Genomic DNA, 18,456 nt, shown 5'->3' with positions numbered 1-18,456 from the left:
TATGTTTCATTCAATTTTCAAAAAAACACTTAGGATTACATTCGGAATACGCCAAATTTAGGTTCTCCGTATTCTTTATTTTGAGAAGCTGCAATACCTAAAGCAAGGACTTGTCTGGTTTCCAATGGATCTATAATACCATCATCCCACATACGTGATGTGCTGTAATATGGAGAGCCTTCTTCTTCAAATTTCTGAAGGATATTATCACGAAGTTTGTTCTTCTCAGCCTCATCAAACACCTGACCTCTTGATTTTAACTGTTGTTCTTTCACTTGAACCAAAACACCTGCAGCTTGTTCACCACCCATAACTGAAATTCTGGCATTTGGCCACATCAACAACAAACGGGGCTCATAAGCACGTCCTGCCATTGCATAATTTCCAGCTCCAAAAGAACCACCTACAATAACCGTAAATTTGGGTACTTGCGCATTAGCCACAGCATGAACCATTTTGGCACCATCACGAGCAATTCCTCGATGTTCGTATTCTTTACCGACCATAAAGCCAGTAATGTTTTGAAGGAATACCAAAGGTGTTTTACGCTGACAACACAACTCGATAAAATGGGCTGCTTTAAGAGATGTTTCGGAGAAAATAATACCATTATTGGCTATGATCCCGACTGGATAGCCCATTATTCGTGCAAAGCCTGTTACAATAGTTGGGGCGTAACGTTCTTTAAATTCATTAAAAGAACTACCATCAACAATTCTCATGATCAGCTCACGAGCATCTAGAGGCTTCTTGAGATCTAAAGGTGCTAATCCATACAATTCTGAAGGATCATAAGCCGGTTCTACAGCCTTTATCTTATCTAAGGTTTGTTTTTGAGGAATTGGAATCGATTCAAAAATATTTCGGCAGATTTGAATGGCATGTCTATCGTTCTCAGCCAAATAATCGGCTACACCAGATGTTGATGTGTGCACCTCAGCACCACCAAGTTCTTCGGCAGTGACTTCCTCTCCAGTAGCCGCCTTAACCAAGGGTGGTCCACCAATAAAGATGGTGCCTTGTCCTCTAACAATAATGGTTTCATCACTCATGGCAGGCACATAGGCTCCACCAGCAGTACACGATCCCATCACCATTGCAATTTGAGGAATGCCTTTGGCTGACATTTGAGCCTGATTGAAGAAGAATCGACCAAAATCCAACTTATCAGGAAATACATTAGCCTGCTCAGGAAGAAAAGCACCTCCTGAATCGACCATATAAATACAAGCCAAGTGATTTTCCATTGCAATCTCCTGAGCTCGAATATGCTTCTTAATTGTTGATTGATTGTAGGTTCCACCTTTAACGGTTGCATCATTAGCAATAATAATGCATTCTCGTCCCTGCACAACACCTATTCCTGTGACTATTCCAGCTGATGGGAATTTATTTTCGTACTGGTTATAAGCTGCAAGTGGTGAAAGTTCTAAAAATGGGGTGTTTTTATCTAATAGAAGTTCTATCCTATCGCGTACCAGAAGCTTTCCTCTAGAGAGGTGTTTTTCTCTTGCTTTAGGATCAGCATCCTCAATAACTGATTTCAGTTTTTGACGATAGTCCTCTACCAAAGTTGCATAAGCAGCTTTGTTCGAAATAAATTCTTCAGATTGTGTATCTATTTTTGATTTTAAGCGGTACAATGTTTTTCATTTTTCGTGAGACAACTGAACATATCATGTTCATTATATTCATCAAGTCAATACATTCAAATTTTACTTGAATATAAATCAAATTTAAACAAAATACTAGCAGATCTGTTTTTCTTAATTAAAATATTACCTTAAGAAAAACTAATTATCTAAGCTTATTAAAGATCATTAAGATTTATCCGAGAATGCTTTCTCCTCAATCAACATCTTTCCCTCTCATTATCAAAATAAACACTTTATTTTATAAGATGCACATCTCTTTGAGGAAATGGAATTGTGACTCCATTCTTTCTAAAAGCCTCATCAATGGCAAATCTCAAATCACTTTTAATATTTTCAACTAAGAAGGTCTCTTGCACCCAGAAGTATAATTGAAAATCGAGTGAAGACTCTCCAAAATTGTTAAAACGTACAAAAGCTTCTGGTTTATTAGCAATCTTATTATGAGCCATGGCACAAGCTTTTAATAAGTCACTTACCAACTTCACATCAGAACCATAAGCCACACCAACTTCTACGCAAAAACGAGTTTTAAAATCGATATGGCTCCAATTAATAATTCTGTCATTAACAAACTTCGAATTTGGAACAATCATCACAATATCATCCCTTGTTTTAATTTTAGAAGTTCTCAAGCCAATTTCAATTACCTTACCAACCGTGTCATCATCCAATTGAATGACATCATTAATCTGTAGATTTCTTTCTATTATTAAAACCAAACCTGAGGCAATATCATTGAAGAGTTGTTGAATCCCCAAACCAACTCCAACCAAAAGAGCCGCGATACTGGCAAGTAGAACAGAAATCTGTACGCCTACCGTATCAAGTAGAGCTATAACAACAATTACCCAAGTTAGATATTTTACAAATAAGAAAACTGACCAATAAACACCTTGATCTCTCTCTCGTTTGGCAATAAAACGTTTAAAAACACGCTTCAGTATTCTTAAGATAATAATGGTTACAATAACGACACCAATAACGATTAGAACACCATAAACAGTCAGACTAAAGTTCTTAGACGTAATCAAACTGTAATTTAAAAATTCACTTATTCCCATTAATTAATTTGTTTCAAAAAATTCATTGCTTCACTATAAATAGCGAAGCCGTAGTATATGTTATAGATCTAGAGCCTGTGCAACAATTTCTGCTATATCCAGGTTCTCAACTTCGGTTTCCTTATTCTTAAACTTTATCCCATCAGTTAACATGGTCATGCAAAAAGGACAGGCTGTAGCCACTTTATCTACTTTTTGCTCGAGCACATCTTCGGTGCGTTCAATAAAGACCTCTTTATCTCCCTTTTCAGCTTCCTTAAACATTTGAGCTCCTCCTGCACCACAACAAAGAGCTGAACTTTTGCATCGTTTCATCTCTTTAACTTCACCATAAACAGCCTTTACAATATTTCTAGGTGCATCATAGATCTTATTTCCTCTACCTAAATAGCATGGATCATGATAAGTGATAGATTGATTCTCAAATGGATTCTTGTCTAAGTCTAAGTTTCCCTTTTTAATTTGATCATCTAAAAACTCAGTATAATTAATCACCTCGTAATGACCGCCTAAATCTGGATATTCATTCTTAAGGGTATTATAACAATGAGGGCAAGTACAAATGATTTTCGTAACGCCATATCCATTTAAAATTTCAATATTTTGCATGGCTTGCATCTGGAATAGCATCTCATTACCTGCACGTTTTGCAGCATCACCAGTACAACTCTCTTCGGTGCCTAAAACAGCATAACTTAATTCAAGGTGATTCAATATTTTTGCAAATGAGCGAGCCACTTTCTGATAACGAAGATCAAAAGCTCCTGCACATCCTACCCAGTATAAATACTCAACTAGTTCGCCTTTAGCAGCGACATCAGCCATTACTGGAATATTTATTTTCGTGTCTTTATTCATATAATTTAGATATGATTTTTCAATTTTTAAGATCAATTATTCTGCCCACTTCATTCTATCCTCAGGAGAATATTGCCATGGAGCTCCATTATTTTCAATATTTGCAAACATGGCATTCAATCCGGCTGGAGCTGAAGCTTCTTCCATCACTAAATACCGTCGCATATCCATAATCAAATTTGGATGACTTATTTCTATAGGGCACTCTTGTGCACATGCATTACAGGATGTACAAGCCCAAATTTCTTCTTCGCTAATATAATCTCTGATTAAACTCTTCGCATCTTCTTTCCCTTGTAATATAAGAGCACCTTTCTCATCCATTCGGTGTCTTAAATCAACAAATATTTTACGGGGTGATAAAAGCTTGCCAGTGATGTTTGCAGGACAAACATCAGTACATCGTCCACACTGAGTACAAGCTAATGAGTCCATATAATTACGCCAAGTGACATCCTCAATATCCTTGACGCCAAAGCGCGTTACTTCTTCACTATCATCGTAAGCTGCTTCAGGATCTAACATCAATTTTACCTCTTTCGTTATAGATTCAAGGTTTGGATATTTTGTTAATGGCTCAAGATTAGATAGAAAAACATTTGGTATAGATAAGAATACATGGAAATGCTTAGAGTAAGGCAGGTAGTTCGCAAAAATAAATATCAATAGGATGTGAACCCACCAACCCGATTCTTGCAAAGCTCCAAAATCCATGGAAGTCCATTGGATAATTTTAGAAGAGACAGGATAAACACCCAAAACCTCATTGGAGTGGTTACTGATATAACCCAAATTAAACACCAATAGGGATAACATTAGGAAACCAATAAAATAAAGCGACAATTGAGCATCTAAATTCGTTTTAGGCGTTATCTCAACGCCTTTAAAACGAGAGATATTCAAGAAATTTCTTCTGATGATGAAGAAAATAATGAAAACCAGAATAATAAAAGCAAACACATCTCCAGATGCCATCATCACATCATAAAAAGTGCCCATAAAAGCAAAGGATCGATCAGAGCCTACAAGCCCATCAAAAACCATCTCGATACTCCCCAAAGTGATCACTAAAAAACCCCAAAAAACTAGCGCATGCATGAAACCAATAACGGGTTTTCTGAAAATTTTACTCTGTCCAAACGCAACATTCAATGTACGTGTTATTCGTGCTGATATATTCTTTATGGGGTATGCAGGCTTAGTCAATTTAAAGAAAGCTCTTAAGCGAAATACCGACCAAACAAAAACACCTAGGGTAATAAGAAGAACAACAGTAAATAGGGTTTGCTTTATCATGATGTATAGGGTTAGCTTTTAGATTTGAAAATAATGAGTCAGCTACAAGAGCTGACTCAATGTGTATTACTCTCCACTACGAATAATCTCAGTTAATTTTGGAAGCACTGTCATAGCATCACCAACAACACCATAATCAGACACAGAAAAAATGGGTGCCTCAGGATCGGTATTGATAGCAACTATACATTTGGAGCGACTAACCCCAGCTACATGCTGAATAGCTCCTGAAATACCAATTGCGAAATACAAATTTGGTGCAATCACCTTACCTGTTTGTCCGACGTGCTCTTCGTGACCACGCCAACCATCATCAGATACTGGGCGTGAACATGCTGTTGCTGCTCCCAATACAGAAGCTAAATCCTCAACGGGCTGCCAATTATCAGCAGCTTTCATTCCTCTACCGGCAGAAACCACAATATCAGCATCAGCCAAAATAATTTTATTATCAGCACTCTCTACAGATTTTACTTTAATCTTAAAGAGACCATCACTTAGCTCAGGTGTAAACTTCTCGAGGTTTAAACTCGTTGGGTTTTCGACTATACCAAAGGAATTCTTCGATAATGTCAATATCTTCTTTTCAGAGTCAATTTGAACGTAAGCAAAAGCCTTACCCGTGAAGACTTGCTTCTTTATTACAAAAGGATCTAAAGATTTCGGCACATCTAAAACACCTGCTGCCAATCCTGCTTTCAGTTTAACTGATAAACGTGGTGAAATAGCCTTTCCCGAATTATTATCGCTCAAGATCACACAGGAAACATTCTCTTTGTTTACGACTTGATTAATAACTTCAGCATAAATACGGCTACTAAGAATATTTAAACGGGAATCATCAACAGAAATAATTTTATCAGCTCCATATTGAGCCAATTTTTCCAATTCTGATTCGTCAACCTCTCCAATCGAAAGAACGAGAGTTTGTGTATTAAGACGAGAGGCCAAATCCTTAGCATAGGAAACCAACTCATAAGTTGATTTTTTAAATTTACCCTCCCAATTTTTTGCAAATGCGATTACTGACATAGCATATAATATTTTAGAATTTATCTTCTCAAATTTATCTAATCACTAATAATAAAGTCAATTGTAATAGCCTATAGAACTTTGGCTTCTGACTTGAGTAGATCTACCAATTCCTCCAATTGTTCAGCATCTATCATTTTACACGACGCTTTGGCTATTGGTAATTCAAACTCAACAATATGACTTAGAGATTCCATTTCAACTGCTGACACGACTTCTAAAGGCTTCTTTCTTGCCATCATAATGCCACGCATAGCTGGAATTCTTGGCTCATTCGTGATTCCTTTTTGAACGATACCTACAAAAGGAGGTGTCAATTCGAGTATTTGTTTTCCACCTGGAATGGCTCTATGAATAATTACATTCCCATTCTCAACTTCCAGTTTAGTCATCGATGAAATGGCAGGACAATCCATAAACTCACTGAGCATACCTCCTACTGAAGAGCCATTATAATCGCTCGATTCAATACCACTTAGAACAATATCAAAAGGGTTGTTTTTAAGATAGTCTGAAATTTGACCTGCGACAAAATAAGCGTCAATAGGATCAGCATCAATTCTGATGGCCTTATCAGCTCCAATTGCTAGTGCTTTTCTTAAAGTTGCATCACATTTAGGTAAGCCTACATTAATAACACAAACTTCGTCAATTGAATTGTTAGCATCTTCCTTCAATTCTATGGCTCTGGTTAAAGCTAGTTCATCCCATGGGTTGATAATCCACTGAACACCTGCATCATCAACCTGCTTTTTATCATCGGTGAACTTTACTTTGGTAGTGGTATCGGGAACATTACTGATACAAACTAATATTTTCATATGGTTTATATTTTTGTGGTTAGTATTGATTTATAGTTCGATACTAGAAATAGGTATTCTAATATTCATAAATCTTTAATTAAGATAATCAATCTATGCTAATAATCCCCTTGAAATAACAATTTTTTGTATCTCTGAGGTACCTTCATAGATCTGAGTTAGTTTTGCTTCACGCATCAAACGTTCAACATGATACTCTTTCACATAGCCATTACCGCCATGAATTTGGACGGCTTCTGTGGTCACTTTCATAGCTGTTTCAGCAGCATATAATTTAGCCATAGCACTTGCTTGTCCATAAGGTTTTCCTTGGTCTTTTAGCCAGGCGGCTTTCAGACAGAAGTAGCGAGAAGCTTCAATCTCAACTGCCATGTCGGCCAGTTTAAAGGCAATAGCTTGATGCTTAAAAATTTCTTTTCCAAAGGTCTTTCTCTCCTGAGCATACTGCAAGGCTAACTCGTAAGCACCTGATGCAATACCTAAAGCTTGCGAAGCAATTCCTATTCGCCCACCCTCAAGTGATTTCATTGCAATTGTAAAACCCTGTCCATCCTCTCCTAAACGATTCTCCTTAGGTACCTTCACATTATTAAACATGACTGAGTGGGTATCCGAAGCTCTCATTCCCATTTTATTCTCATGTGGACCAATAGTAATCCCTTCTAATTTTGAGTCTATCAGAAAGGCATTTATGCCATGATGCTTTTTTTCTGGATGGGTGTGAGCAATTAGTAAGTAGGTTGATGCCGTTCCTCCCGAAGTAATCCAGTTTTTTATACCGTTTACCAAATAATGATCTCCCATATCAACAGCAGTCGTTCTTTGTGATGTAGCATCCGAACCTGCCTCAGGCTCTGAAAGCAGAAAGGCTCCAATCTTATCTCCTCTAGCCATTGGCTTTAAGAATTCCTCTTTTTGAGCTTCACTTCCATATTTCTGAACTCCCCAGCAAACTAAAGAATTATTTACAGACATGATAACTGAAACGGATGCATCTACTTTGGATATTTCTTCCATTGCTAAAACATAGGAAACAGTATCCATTCCTCCTCCATCATATTCAGGACTAACCAGCATGCCTAGAAATCCCAGCTCGCCTAATCGTTTAACTTGTTCTTTGGGGTAAGTTGCATTTTCGTCACGTTCAATCACTCCTGGTAATAATTCACGTTGTGCAAAGTCACGAGCTGCATCTCGAATCATCTCTTGTTCATCGGTGAGTTCAAAATTCATAGTGTGGTTTGTTTAAGGGTTAATAGTTAGTGTGTGTGGTTATTTTTTATTCCAATTCTAGCCCTTTTTATATACAATAGAGACCAATGTTTTATCATCACCTCCCATATTAATACTTAAGGCATAAGGTCTATCCTTACTAATTTTAATTTGGGCATCACCTGCTTTGCCAGTCAATTGTTCCCATAGGGTAACTGCCTGATGAACGCCTGTTGCTCCAGTTGGGTGTCCCCATCCAATTAGTCCCCCAGTGGTGTTAATTGGCATTTCTCCATTCCTTTTTGTTTTCCCATCGATCACGAAATCGATTCCTTTTCCTGGCTTTGCTAGGCCAATAGCTTCAATAGCCATTATACCTGCAATTGAAAAACAATCGTGTAATTCAATTGTGCCTAGCTGGCTGATACTAATACCTGCCATATCTAATGCTTTTGTAACAGTATTTCTTGTTGTTTCTAAAACGGTAAGATCTGTTGGGTCTTGAGTAATATCTGATGTCACTTGTGCAAAACCAAGTACTTCGATAGCTTCTTCTGGTTTAAAACCTAAACGTTTTAAACCCTCCTCTGAAACAACAGCAATAGCTGAAGCACCATCTGAGACCTTAGAACAATCGAGAACAGTTAAATGATCAACAAATTTCTTAGGATTCAATGGCATCTTAAGTGCCATATCGTATAAATTTGATTTTTTATTCTCCGCTTCTTGAGCCGTGTGACAGAGTCTGGCATTTTCTATAGCATTAACATACCATTGGCTCATGGCCATTCGAGTTCGGTCTTTTCCATATTTTTTATAGTAAGCTCCAGCTCTTTTACTAAATACACCTGGAAAGAAATAGGCATGTCCAGCTTTTCGAGATTGATTCCAACCTGCTGCAGCTAGAATATCAGCACCATATACTGCTTTCTTTGTGTTCTGAACTTCAACTCCCAAAGCCAACACCACATCTGCAGTTTCTGCTAATACCGATTTTATGGCAGATACTAAAGCCAAACCTCCCGAAGCACAAGCCCCTTCAACACTTACCGCTGACTTAAACTTAAGACCTTCATCAATTAAAGGGAAAAATGCGGGTAAATTTGCCTGATTATTAAATCGAGCAGCCATAAAATTCCCAATAACGCCTTCGTCTACTTTATCTGCGCCGCCGATATTTTCTAACACTGCTTGCCCAGCTTCCTTGATGTAACTTTCCAGAGGACGACTACCTTTTTTAGGATTGAATTCGGAACGACCTGTTCCCATTGATACGGTATTATAACCGGCAAGCATGTAGATTTTTCGACGTGGGGATTTCATATGAGTTAGCATTTGTTAATAAATCTCTATTCAAACGAATAGGAAAGACTAATTGAGTCTTAATTTTAGTGTGAAATTAAGTTCTTATAGTCTAGACTTTATTGCTCAATTGGTGAAGCAAAACATCGTTTCAGTGACTTAATTTAGTAATAATTCACTTAAAATCAGAATCATGACCAAGCTTATTTATTTTAAATAAACATAAGAGAATCGATACATCTAGTAAATACAGCATAAAGAGTACAAATTGATAAATGCTTTTTTTATTTTATATAATACTGAATTTATTATCTAATCAAAATGTCAAATTAGAAAGAATGAACTGTAAGCTCCCAATTATAACCCTTACAGCTCAAAGCTCTAAATACTGAACCAACAAACGATTATATTGATGAATAAGTTCGATATGACTCATTCGGCAAGAAAAATTCCAATTTATATGGGAATCATAAAACTCAGAAATCATGGGGTATAAAAAAAGCCCAACCGAAGTTGAGCTTTATCATATCTATAATAAGAATAATCCTATTCGAAATAGTTGTTTACTGGACCATAAGAATGATAGAAACCTGTTTCCATCACTTTATTTACTGCATTGGTATCAGCAGCAACACCACCATCAACTAATAATTGTCCGATAGCTTTAGACTTTTGTCCGTAAGCAACAGCCAGTTTAGAAGCAGGACTAGCTAATACTTTTAACTCATTAAAGAATGGAGATAGAATAGCTTCTCTCTCTCTTTCGCGAATCACCGTTTTCCAATTCAATTTTCCAGAAGGTTGAGGTGTAAAATAAGCCTCATTAGAAGTTTTCACATCTGCAATTGCCTTATAAGCTTTTGCAACCATATCGTAAACAGCAACAATTTTACCTTTCTCGTACTGGAAGAAACCATCTTTCTGAGAACCATCAGAATATTGACCACCTGTTACACCAAGTTCGATGTATTGGCTCAAAATTTCATGAGATAATTTTTCTTGTGGAAATGCAGCTTGCATACTCTTAAGAATAAAGCACATCACATCTACCCCTACATAATCCATCAATTGGTAGATACCCATTGGACGAAGTAATAAATCACGACTTACAGTATCAACACGATAAATCGCATCTGCCAAAGAAATCTCATTTGTCATCCCTTTAGCTTGATCCAAAGCAAATAAAGCATCACGCATAAAATGACCATTACCAATAAATCCAGCTACATCGCTAGAGTAAACAACAATCTTTCTCATCGATTTTGCTAACTCTTCAGATAACTTAATCAAATCAGGGTTGATATTTTCTACTGGAATAACTTCAAGTAATTTCTGAATAACTGGTGGGTTATAGAAATGGAAACCAACAATATCACCATTCAAACCAGCTTCCTTGTCAATCTCACCCAATGGAATTGAAGAGGTGTTACTTAGGAACCAAGTATCCGGGTTATTCTGCTTGATCTGTGAGAACAACTTTACTTTTAAGCCTTTATCTTCTTTAATTGCTTCAAAAACAAGTTGAGAATCATAAGCCGTTTCGATACGTGTACTTGTTTTGATCATTGCCATCACATCGTTGGCATAAGCTTCAATTACTTGCTCGTTTTCTACTAGCTCAGCTGAATCTTTATACCACTCTCTTAGCTCAACGATATTTTTCTCACCCGACTTTAAAAGTTGAGATTTTAAATACTTCAACAAGCCTTCTAATGCCTCAGGAGAAACATCAATTGCATTAATCACAAAAGTTTCTTCACGTTTAGCACCTATCTTAAGTTTTCCAACTTCGAATGCTAAAAGAGCCATAATACCGCTACCCATTTTACCTGCAGCACCTAATAGACTTATGTTTGTGTATTTATTAATGTAGTTCATTTTGTTATTTTGATTTTGGATTTCAGATATTGAATTTACAATTACAAATCTAAAAGCCTGTGATTATTTCCAGTTTGGTTTACGTTTCTCAATAAATGCGTTAACACCTTCAATTCGTTCAGTCTGATCTGCTTGAAATAAATTTCCGAATTCTTTAGATTCCATTTCTTCAGCATCCGTACGAGTCATCTCTTTACCCTCACGTAAAACTGTCTTTAATAAACGAAGTGCATTCGGACTATTCTTAGCAATCTTCTTAGCCATATCAATAGCTTGATCAAGAACTTGGTCAGCCTCAGCCAATTTTTGAACCAATCCCAAGTCATATGCTTCAGTAGCCTTAACACCACCGGCAGTCATCATTAAATACATGGCATGACCTAAACCAATTTGTTTTAAAGCTTCAACGGTTCCATTAAAACCTGGAATTAAACCTAAAGACGCTTCTGGTAATCCCAATCGAGTATCCTTATTGGCTACACGAATATCACAGGCTAAAGCTAACTCTAAGCCCCCACCAAGAGCAAAACCATTAATAGCTGCAATAACAGGAATTGGTAATTGAGCAATATTTCGAAAGACAGATTTACCTTTCTCTGAAAAATCATAGCCTTCCTGAACAGTCATATCCTGGAAAGCTTTAATATCAGCACCAGCAACAAAAGCTTTTCCTGCACCAGTTATTATTAAAACTCTGACATTAATTGACTGTTTAAACGAATCAAGAAAAGACTGCAATTCGTCAAAGACTTCATTATTAAGAGCGTTTAAGGCGTTCGGACGATTCAGAGTCAGAATACCAACCTCATCCCTTTCTTCATAAATCAGATAAGAAAAATTCATAAGATTGTGTGTTGTATAAGTAATAGGTATGATTTAATTCGTTAATTAATAAGTAACAGTAAAGATTATCTTAGTCCATGAAATGAAATTTTCAACTTATCGGAAACCTTTGCGTTAGAGATCATAAATTTAGAAAAAAAAGTGACTTCTTGAATTAAATCTGATGAGAGAATATATAGATATGATAATCCCCTGATTAAAACCATGTTTGACACAAAATATTTGAGAAAGTAAACTGATTGCAAATTAAATTTCATCTATAAGATAAATTCTGAGCCCCTTTTTCCTGAGTAGCTCATCTCTTAAACAGAATTTCAGCTATAATATCTTATCTTCGCAATCAAATTGAAACAAATGCGTAAAATCGAACTTTTAGCTCCGGCTAAGAATCTTGAAACAGGTATTGCAGCCATAAACTATGGTGCAGACGCTGTTTATATAGGAGCTCCAAAATTTGGAGCCCGTGCTGCCGTAGGCAATACTCTAGAAGATATTGGAGAGCTAATTAAATATGCTCATCAATACTGGGCCAAAGTATTCATTACAATGAATACCATTTTGTATGACAATGAACTAAAAGAAGCTGAAGCTTTAATTCATGACCTTTACAAATTAGGAGCAGACGCTCTTATTGTGCAGGATATGGGTATTTTGGAAATGGATTTGCCTCCTATAGAGTTGCATGCCAGCACACAAACTCATAATTTCGATTTAGAACGCATTCAGTTTCTTGAAAAGGCAGGTTTTAAGCGTATTATTTTAGCCAGAGAACTCTCTCTTGAACAAATAAAAGAAATACGAGCCAATACTAATGTCGATTTAGAATATTTTGTAAACGGAGCACTTTGCGTTTGCCTAAGTGGACAATGTTACTTCTCACATGCCATTACAGGTCGATCGGCCAACCGTGGCGAATGCAGTCAGGCTTGTCGTATGAAGTACGATTTAGAAGATGCTGATGGCAATATTTTGGCAAAAGACAAACACCTCCTTTCGCTTAAAGACCTAAACCTTTCAAACGAGATTTCAGATATTGTGGATGCAGGTATTTGTTCACTTAAAATTGAAGGTCGATTAAAAGATATTTCATATATAAAAAATATAACCAGTCATTACAGCCAGAAGTTAGATCAAACTATAAATCAAAACAAGAAACTTGAAAGAGCTTCTTCAGGAAATACTCAAGTCAACTTCAAAGCAGATCCTGAGAGAACTTTCAATCGTGGTTTCACCCCTTATTTCTTCAAAGGAAGAGTGCCTGAGATTGCAAATTTCTTCTCACCGAAAGCATTAGGTAAGGAAATCGGGAAGATCATCGCAGTTCGAAAAGATCACTTCATTGTTAAAAGTAAACTTCCTATTCACAATGGTGATGGTTTATGTTTTTTCAATAAAAGCAAGCTATTGAAAGGTATACAGGTAAATGGTGTTAAGGGTGATAAAATTTATCCAAACGATATGGGCATGGTTTGCGATGACGTAACACTTTATCGCAACAACGATCATGAGTTTGCCAAGGAGTTAAAGCAAGACAAAAGCACTCGTAAAATCTCCATAGATATTCTGTTTGAACAATTAGGTGAGCAATATTGCTTACATATCACTGATGAGAATGGTATATCTGCTTCAAATAGTATAGATGAATCATTCGAGCTTGCCAAGAATGAAGATATGGCGAAAAGTAATATTGAAAAACAACTATCAAAGCTGGGTGATTCAATTTATGAATTAGGATCCATACAACTGAATTTGGAGAACACTCCATTCATACAAGCTAAGTTATTAAATGAACTTAGAAGAAAAACCCTCGAAGATTTAACTCGGGCACGGATTGAATTTGCAGAAAAAGAGGAAACCCGTCCTTTAATTTCTCATCCAAAATATTATTCTGACAAAATTACTTATATGGGAAATGTAAGTAATTGTAAAGCTGAGGATTTCTATAAAAAATGTGGTGTTAATGATATTGAGAAAGCCTTCGAACTTCAGAAAAATTTCGATGGAAAAACGCTTATGGTGACCAAACATTGTTTACGTTACGAATTTGGCAAGTGTCCTAAATTGGTGAAAACTATTGGCGAAAAACCAGGACCACTTTATTTGGTAGATAACAACAGAAAATACAGTTTGGAATTTAATTGCCAACGTTGTGAAATGAAGGTCATCTTAATGCCCAAATAAACTAATCACAAAAAAACAAATGCTCATATCTTATAAGATATGAGCATTTGTGTTATATACTAATTCGAAAATAGACTAAACTTTATGGGTTAGTTGATAAGCATTGGAAACTTCCATAAAACTAACACCTTTTGAAGGTCCAAAACTACCTCCTAAGATAATAACAGAATCTTCACTTGTGAAGTAACCTTTCTCCATTAGGGTTAATAACGCTTCCTTCACAAATTCATCACGACTAGCTAACAATGTTTTATAATCAGCTTCCACGCCGTAAGACAAAGCCAATTCTCTCATCACGCGTTTAGAGTAACAAAGAGCATAAACTGGAACATTTCCTCTATAGGCAGATAAATAACGTCCTGTCCTACCAGTAAGCGTATCAGTTACAATTGCTTTAATAGGAAGAAATTGAGAAGCATTTACAGCTGAACGTGCCAAAACTGAAGTTACCTCCTTATGTCTCGGTTCACGATCTAATTTATCTGGCACCAACTCTTTTTCAACTTCCTTAGCAACCTCAGTCATTACTCGAACAGCCTCAACAGGATAATCGCCGTATGCCGTTTCACCACTTAACATGATAGCATCAGTTCTGTTGTAAATTGCATTGGCAATATCACTCACCTCGGCACGAGTTGGGCGAGGATTTTCTATCATCGAGTGTAACATTTGAGTTGCAATAATCACCGATTTTTTAGCATCGATACATTTGCGAACAATACGTCGTTGTATCACAGGAATTTTTGCAGCTGGGATTTCGATTGCCAAATCACCTCTTGCAACCATTACACCATATACATATTCAAGAATCTCATCTATATTATCAACACCTTCTTGATTCTCAATCTTAGCAATAATCTTAATCTTAGACTCTCTTGCATCAAGAATCTTCTGAATCTCTAAAACGTCCTCTTTTTTGCGAACAAAAGAATGAGCGATAAAATCAATATCCTGATCTATGGCAAATTGAATAAATTCTCTATCCTTTTCGCTCAAGGATGGTAAGTTGATTGAAACACCAGGTATATTAACACTCTTACGATTCTTCAAAGCACCATCATTCTGTGCCTCAACAGTCAAGAAATCATCATTCTTTTCAATCACAAGAAGTTCAAGATCTCCATCATCAATAAGCACCCTATCTCCTACGTTAATATCTTGTACAAAAAACTCATAACTAACAGCGAAAGTGTTTTTTTCACTAATATTTGATTTAGATCCAACTACTTTCATCTTATCTCCTTTAGAAAGATAGAAGTCTTCTTTAATATCAACTGTTCTAATCTCAGGTCCCTTTGTATCGATTAATAAGGCAATTTTCTCTGAAACCGCTCGTACATTATCAATTACCTTCTGTGCATCAGCGTGAGACTGATGAGCCGTGTTTAAACGAACGACATTCATCCCTTCTTCAAAGAGTTCAGTTAAAAATTCAACATCGCATTTCTTATCAGAGATTGTAGCAATGATTTTGGTACCTTTCTTCATAATTAAAATTTTAATATAAACCGAACGTATACTGACAACAGTATGAATAACAAATTTATGAAAAGAAGAATTGTGTATTATTTAGTATGTACTTTATATTAGAAATCTACATATAAAAGATAAGTAAATCTTTTAACAAAGTTCATATTTCTAACACAGTAATAAACTAGCATAAACACGTAAGAATTTCATATAAGCCCATTAGTTTTTAACAAAAACACGACAAATCATCAGTCATTTTCATTTTATAAAACAGGGTTGTAGAAATCTAAAATTCACGCTTAGAAGTATGTTATTTTAACACAAAACAAAAGCAAATTCTCAGATATAGACATCTGATTTCCTCTTCAAATACTAAAGTATGAATTTTTGCAGGTATAAACCATCGTATCGCAGAATATTAAAGGAGAAGGGCTTTGTAAAACGTTTGCGAAGTGTATAAATGGAATAGGTCTAAATAACTTAGGTGAGTTTAACGATTATTTTCTTGAATCAGATTTTAATCTATTCAAAACATTAATTCGTCAATTTTGATAAATACAAAAAAATGACAAATGATAAATCTCTTATCGAAGATAAAATCACCATTTGTCAAAAAAAACTTATTTATCTTGATAAATTTTTGAAAGGGCTTCTACTCCTAATCGATATGAATCCAAGCCAAATCCAGCAATAACACCAACACAACTCGCACTAATCATGCTAGTATGTCTAAAGGCTTCTCTTTTGTGTACATTTGAAATATGTACTTCAATAATTGGAAGATCGACAGCTGAAATTGCATCTCGAATTGCAACTGAAGTATGCGTATAAGCCGCTGCATTCAAAACGATTCCATCATAAGATAATCTAACCTCATGAATCTTGTTAATAATCTCACCTTCAATATTTGATTGAAAATATTCTAAAGTGAAATTAGGAAATAGTCGCATCAATTCTTCGAAATATTGATCGAAGCTTTCAGATCCATAAATCGTTTTCTCTCTAGTCCCTAATAAGTTCAAATTAGGTCCATTTAGGATTAAAATTTTCATTTCGTCAAAATTTCACTTTAGTTTAACATAGAGTTCTTATTCGATTTTCGCAAACCTTACGTAATAAATTCATACAATGTTTTGTAATATTATCATAAAAGTACGTATATTGCTATCGTTAAAGCAAAACTAGTAAAATAGATTTGATTAACAATTACAACTAAACTACATACTTAAAATTAATTGAAATGAATTGGATAACAACAATTGAGAATTTCAAGACTTATCTCACGTTAGAAAAGTCTTTGTCTAAGAATTCTATTGATGCTTACATCAATGACATCACTAAATTAACAACGTTTTTCAAGGAGCAAGGTAGAACTGTAGCCCCTGTTGAAGTTGTTTTACAAGACCTTAAGGACTTTGTTACTTGGATTAATGACGCAGGTACAAGCCCTAGAACTCAAGCTCGAGTTATTTCTGGTATTAAAGCTTACTTTAAGTACTTATTACTTGAAGAAATAATTGACAGAAATCCAACAGCTTTATTGGAAGCTCCAAAGATTGGACGTAAACTTCCTCACACTTTAACAGTTGAAGAAATTGATGTTTTAGTAAAAGCTGTTGATACAAACAAAGCTGAAGGACAACGAAACAGAGCAATTCTTGAAACCTTATATTCTTGTGGACTTCGTGTTTCTGAATTGATCGATCTTAGAGTTTCGAACTTACATTTCAGAATGGGTTTTATTAAAATTCACGGAAAAGGAAACAAAGAGCGTTTAATTCCAATTGGGAAAAGAGCTAAAAAAGAAATCAAGCTTTACCTTAAGAACTATAGAGGTAAATTGAACATCGATAAGGATAGCGAAGATATCTTATTCCTAAACCGTAGAGGTCGTAAGCTTTCTCGTGTTATGATTTTTACTATCATTAAAAACCTTTCTAAGAAAGTTGGTTTAACTAAGAATGTTTCTCCTCATACTTTCCGTCACTCGTTTGCTTCTCACCTAGTAGAAGGTGGTGCTGACTTAAGAGCTGTACAAGAGATGTTAGGACATGAGTCTATTTTAACAACTGAAATCTATACGCACTTAGATAGAGATTATTTGAAAGAGACAATTAAGAATTGTCATCCAAGATCTAAAGATCAATAATCAAAAAAAAAGAGTAGCTAATCGCTACTCTTTTTTTTGTCTTTTATATTCTTAACATTCTGAATCTGACTCCGTTTATAGTTTCACAATATAAGCATCAGGAAAGCCCTTAGAGCGAATATCTCTTAACTCTCGACGACATACCCAATAATTATCGTAGCTACGATAAAAATATCGATAAAGACTCTCATCATTATCAAAATTCTCGTATAGTCCTGTCAATTTGAGCTGACTAACACGAGTTGTTTTCTTACTTGCAAAAACATGTATAGAATATTTAAACTTAGGATCTTTTAGATTCTTTATGCCGTAGGTTTCTTCATATAAGTTTCTCATTTTTTTTGAGAACTTCATCCGACTCACATCACGATAATAATTCCAGAATTCCCACTTGCCATATCTATTAATTCGAAACAGCGTTTCAGGAGGTAGTTCCTCTACATAATTATCAACGTCTTTTTTTTCATTTGGAATAGACTTAACTTCCACAACAACTACGGGTTTCTCATCCTTCTTTTTGATAGTATCTATAACATTAACGGCTATCTCTTCGGGTTCTATTTCAACGACTTCGGTATATTCTATTTCTTCTCTATTATCAGGTTTAAATAATTCTGGTGAAATTAGAGGAGAAAGTAAGCCGACAATAATCGATATAAGTAAGCAAGCTACTATATAGAGGAGATTTCTCATAGATA

General features: G+C 35.6%; 15 protein-coding genes. 2 read left to right on the top strand and 13 right to left on the bottom strand.

Annotation, left to right across the window (positions count from 1 at the left end):
- Positions 1-35 precede the first annotated feature (35 nt).
- The 10 genes from ACXR6G_RS12005 to ACXR6G_RS11960 form a co-directional block, all read right to left on the bottom strand.
- Positions 36-1,643 (bottom strand): carboxyl transferase domain-containing protein, encoded by a 1,608-nt coding sequence (locus tag ACXR6G_RS12005; protein WP_458361675.1) that lies wholly within the window; start codon positions 1,641-1,643, stop codon positions 36-38.
- Positions 1,644-1,888: 245 nt separating this feature from the next.
- Positions 1,889-2,716 carry a mechanosensitive ion channel family protein gene (locus tag ACXR6G_RS12000; RefSeq protein WP_458361674.1) on the bottom strand — a complete coding sequence of 276 codons (828 nt, stop codon included), beginning with the start codon at positions 2,714-2,716 and terminating at the stop codon, positions 1,889-1,891.
- 60 nt (positions 2,717-2,776) lie between these two features.
- Entirely contained in the window at positions 2,777-3,574 is a 798-nt protein-coding gene (locus ACXR6G_RS11995; protein ID WP_458361673.1) for a (Fe-S)-binding protein, read from the bottom strand.
- 36 nt (positions 3,575-3,610) lie between these two features.
- Positions 3,611-4,870 carry a 4Fe-4S dicluster domain-containing protein gene (locus ACXR6G_RS11990; protein WP_458361672.1) on the bottom strand — a complete coding sequence of 420 codons (1,260 nt, stop codon included), beginning with the start codon at positions 4,868-4,870 and terminating at the stop codon, positions 3,611-3,613.
- Positions 4,871-4,936: 66 nt separating this feature from the next.
- Positions 4,937-5,902 carry an electron transfer flavoprotein subunit alpha/FixB family protein gene (locus tag ACXR6G_RS11985; protein WP_458361671.1) on the bottom strand — a complete coding sequence of 322 codons (966 nt, stop codon included), beginning with the start codon at positions 5,900-5,902 and terminating at the stop codon, positions 4,937-4,939.
- A gap of 71 nt (positions 5,903-5,973) precedes the next feature.
- Positions 5,974-6,723, bottom strand: coding sequence for an electron transfer flavoprotein subunit beta/FixA family protein (locus ACXR6G_RS11980; RefSeq protein WP_458361670.1), 750 nt, complete (start codon positions 6,721-6,723; stop codon positions 5,974-5,976).
- A gap of 93 nt (positions 6,724-6,816) precedes the next feature.
- On the bottom strand, positions 6,817-7,956 hold the full coding sequence (locus ACXR6G_RS11975; protein ID WP_458361669.1) for an acyl-CoA dehydrogenase: 1,140 nt from the start codon (positions 7,954-7,956) through the stop codon (positions 6,817-6,819).
- 57 nt (positions 7,957-8,013) lie between these two features.
- Positions 8,014-9,258: a thiolase C-terminal domain-containing protein gene (locus ACXR6G_RS11970; protein ID WP_458361668.1), complete on the bottom strand. Its 1,245-nt coding sequence runs from the start codon at positions 9,256-9,258 to the stop codon at positions 8,014-8,016.
- Positions 9,259-9,783: 525 nt separating this feature from the next.
- Positions 9,784-11,115, bottom strand: a complete 1,332-nt coding sequence (locus ACXR6G_RS11965) for a 3-hydroxyacyl-CoA dehydrogenase family protein (RefSeq protein ID WP_458361667.1) — start codon at positions 11,113-11,115, stop codon at positions 9,784-9,786.
- Positions 11,116-11,178: 63 nt separating this feature from the next.
- Positions 11,179-11,958, bottom strand: a complete 780-nt coding sequence (locus tag ACXR6G_RS11960) for an enoyl-CoA hydratase/isomerase family protein (RefSeq protein WP_458361666.1) — start codon at positions 11,956-11,958, stop codon at positions 11,179-11,181.
- 354 nt (positions 11,959-12,312) lie between these two features.
- On the opposite strand from ACXR6G_RS11960, the gene ACXR6G_RS11955 reads away from it, so the two are divergent.
- Positions 12,313-14,139: a peptidase U32 family protein gene (locus ACXR6G_RS11955; protein WP_458361665.1), complete on the top strand. Its 1,827-nt coding sequence runs from the start codon at positions 12,313-12,315 to the stop codon at positions 14,137-14,139.
- 75 nt (positions 14,140-14,214) lie between these two features.
- Here the strand turns inward: ACXR6G_RS11955 and pyk are convergent, their stop codons facing one another.
- Both pyk and aroQ read right to left on the bottom strand, forming a co-directional pair.
- Positions 14,215-15,627 (bottom strand): pyruvate kinase, encoded by a 1,413-nt coding sequence (pyk, locus tag ACXR6G_RS11950; protein ID WP_458361664.1) that lies wholly within the window; start codon positions 15,625-15,627, stop codon positions 14,215-14,217.
- 602 nt (positions 15,628-16,229) lie between these two features.
- Positions 16,230-16,661, bottom strand: a complete 432-nt coding sequence (aroQ, locus tag ACXR6G_RS11945; RefSeq protein ID WP_458361663.1) for a type II 3-dehydroquinate dehydratase — start codon at positions 16,659-16,661, stop codon at positions 16,230-16,232.
- 188 nt (positions 16,662-16,849) lie between these two features.
- Between aroQ and xerD the strand changes: the two genes are divergently transcribed.
- Positions 16,850-17,758 carry a site-specific tyrosine recombinase XerD gene (gene xerD, locus ACXR6G_RS11940; RefSeq protein ID WP_458361662.1) on the top strand — a complete coding sequence of 303 codons (909 nt, stop codon included), beginning with the start codon at positions 16,850-16,852 and terminating at the stop codon, positions 17,756-17,758.
- A 75-nt stretch (positions 17,759-17,833) separates the two neighbouring features.
- Here xerD and ACXR6G_RS11935 read toward each other — a convergent pair whose 3' ends face one another.
- Complete coding sequence (locus ACXR6G_RS11935) at positions 17,834-18,451, bottom strand: hypothetical protein (RefSeq protein WP_458361661.1); 618 nt, start codon at positions 18,449-18,451, stop codon at positions 17,834-17,836.
- Positions 18,452-18,456 lie beyond the last annotated feature (5 nt).

The organism is Ancylomarina sp. YFZ004 (assembly GCF_054254355.1).
Note: the sequence above shows the minus strand (reverse complement) of the source record. Positions and strands in the feature narration are given on the sequence as shown.